This is a genomic window from Rhizobacter sp. P1_G5, from assembly GCF_056405435.1.
The window spans coordinates 1-2,124 of sequence record NZ_JBFUCB010000833.1 but is presented as its reverse complement, the minus strand read 5'-3'; the positions used below and the strand labels follow the sequence as shown (position 1 = coordinate 2,124).

Genomic DNA, 2,124 nt, shown 5'->3' with positions numbered 1-2,124 from the left:
ATCCGGATGACCGCGTCACCAACAACCCGATCACGAAGAACCTGTCGTCGCCGCTGGAGATCGCGCTGGGCAAGCTGCTGTTCGGCGTGAAGTCGCCGGTCAACGGCAGCGACAACGCCAACGAGTTCCACCCGATGAAGGGACCGATGACGACGCAGACGCTGCGCGGCATGCGCAACTCCGGCGCGATGCACTGGCGCGGCGACCGGGCGACCGGCATCTTCGGCAGCAGCGGCACCGACAGCACGCTGTCGTTCAAGAACTTCGCGGTGGCCTTCGAGGGGCTGCTGGGCGGCACCGCGCCGCTGAGCGAGGCCGAGATGCAGCAGTTCGCCGACTTCCAGATCCCGGTGATGCTGCCGCCGAACCCGATCCGCAAGCTCGACAACACGCTGACCGCCTCGCAGCAGCGCGGGCGCAGCTTCTACAGCGGCACGCGGCCGTCGGACGGCATCGACCTGGGCGCACTCGGCGGCCTGACGATGAACCAGACGGCCTTCACCTGCGAGGGCTGCCACCGGCTCGACCCGGCCAGCGGCTTCTTCGGCACCGGCGGGCGAGCGAGCTTCGAGGGCATCACGCAGATCGTGAAGATCCCGCACCTGCGCAACATGTACCAGAAGGTCGGCATGTTCGGCTCGCCGCGGGTGGAGTTCTTCGGCGCGCCCGACACCGGCTTCCTCGGCGAGCAGGTGCGCGGTTTCGGCTTCGTGAACGACGGTTCGGTCGACACGCTGTTCCGCTTCTTCACCGCCAAGGTCTTCAACCCGCAGCTCACCGTCGGCTTCCCGATCCTCGACCCGGATGCGACGCGGCGCGACGTGGTCGATTTCATGATGGCCTTCGACAGCGACCTCGCGCCGATCGTCGGCCAGCAGGTCACGCTGAACAGCGGCAACGCATCGGCGGTGGCGGGCCGCATCAACCTGCTGCTGCAGCGCGCGGCCACGCCGTTCACGTCGAAGGAGCTGGGCGGCGCGACCACCGAGTGCAGCCTGGTGGTGCGCATCGTCGAGGGCGGCGTGTCGCGCGGGCTGCTCTACAACCCGGCCGCGCAGGCCTTCGTCGCGTCCGACGGCAGCCAGCGCAGCGACGCCGCCGTGCGGGCGCTCGCGACGGTGCCGGGGCAGGAGGCGACCTACACCTGCGCGCCCCCGGGGTCGGGGGCACGCATCGCGTTCGATTCCTGAACGGGCGCTTCAGGCCGTCTGGCGGCGCAGCCGGACGGCCGGGGAGATCGACCGGTTCAGCCAGCGGGTGGGACACTTGCCGCGTCACTGGCTGGAACAGGATTCCCATGTCTGAACGAGCATCTCACTCCCGTGGCGCGATGGCTTGGCTTGCGCTGTGCAGCCTGGCGCTGCCGATGGTGTCGCAGGCGGCAGCAGAGCCGGCGGTCGACTGCGGTGTCGGCGCGTACCGGCTCGACGATGGCGGCATCGTCGACGTGGGCACGTCACGCGGCACCTCGCTGCGCTGGCGAAGGCCCGATGGAACGACGGGCGCCTTCGAGACCCAGGGCCCGGCGGCCGGCGTCAGTTCGCCGGGCTGGACGCAGCGGCCCGATGGCCGGCAGGTGCGCATCGATTGCGCGCAGGCCGGGATCGACTTCGGTGGCGTCCACGGCCGCCGGCTTGCGCTGCCGACGATCGACGTGCGGTTCACGAGTGACGGCACGCCGCTCGCGGGCCGCCTCGTGATGCCTGCCGGTGACGGGCCGGTGCYGGTCGTCGTGCTGCTGCAGGGCTCGGAGCACGACTCGGCGAAGCGCTTCGACTCGCTGCAACGGCGCTTTCCGGCCGCGGGTGTCGGCGCCTTCGTGTACGACAAGCGCGGCACCGGGGCATCTGGCGGGCACTACACGCAGGATTTCGAGCAGCTCGCGCGTGATGCGGTGGCAGCGCTGCAGGAGGCCCGGCGGCTTGCCGGCCGGCGCGTGGCGAGGATCGGATTGCACGGCCCGAGCCAGGGGGGCTGGGTCGCGCCGCTCGCGGCGAAGATCGCGCCGGTCGATTTCATCATCGTCGGCTTCGGGCTGGCGGTGTCGGTGCTCGACGAGGACCGCGAGGCGGTCGCGCTGAACATCACGTCGGCCGGCCACGGCGCGCAGGCGATGGCCGGTGC

The 2,124-nt window shown here is 70.7% G+C and carries 2 protein-coding genes; both read left to right on the top strand.

Going from position 1 to position 2,124, the window contains the following annotated elements; translation table 11 throughout:
• The coding region (locus AC1D12_RS31670) for a hypothetical protein (protein ID WP_477845141.1) at positions 1 to 1,190 on the top strand (1,190 nt) is incomplete at its 5' end.
• A 140-nt stretch (positions 1,191 to 1,330) separates the two neighbouring features.
• Positions 1,331 to 2,124 (top strand): alpha/beta hydrolase family protein (locus AC1D12_RS31665; RefSeq protein WP_477845140.1); only part of this gene is annotated, 794 nt, incomplete at its 3' end.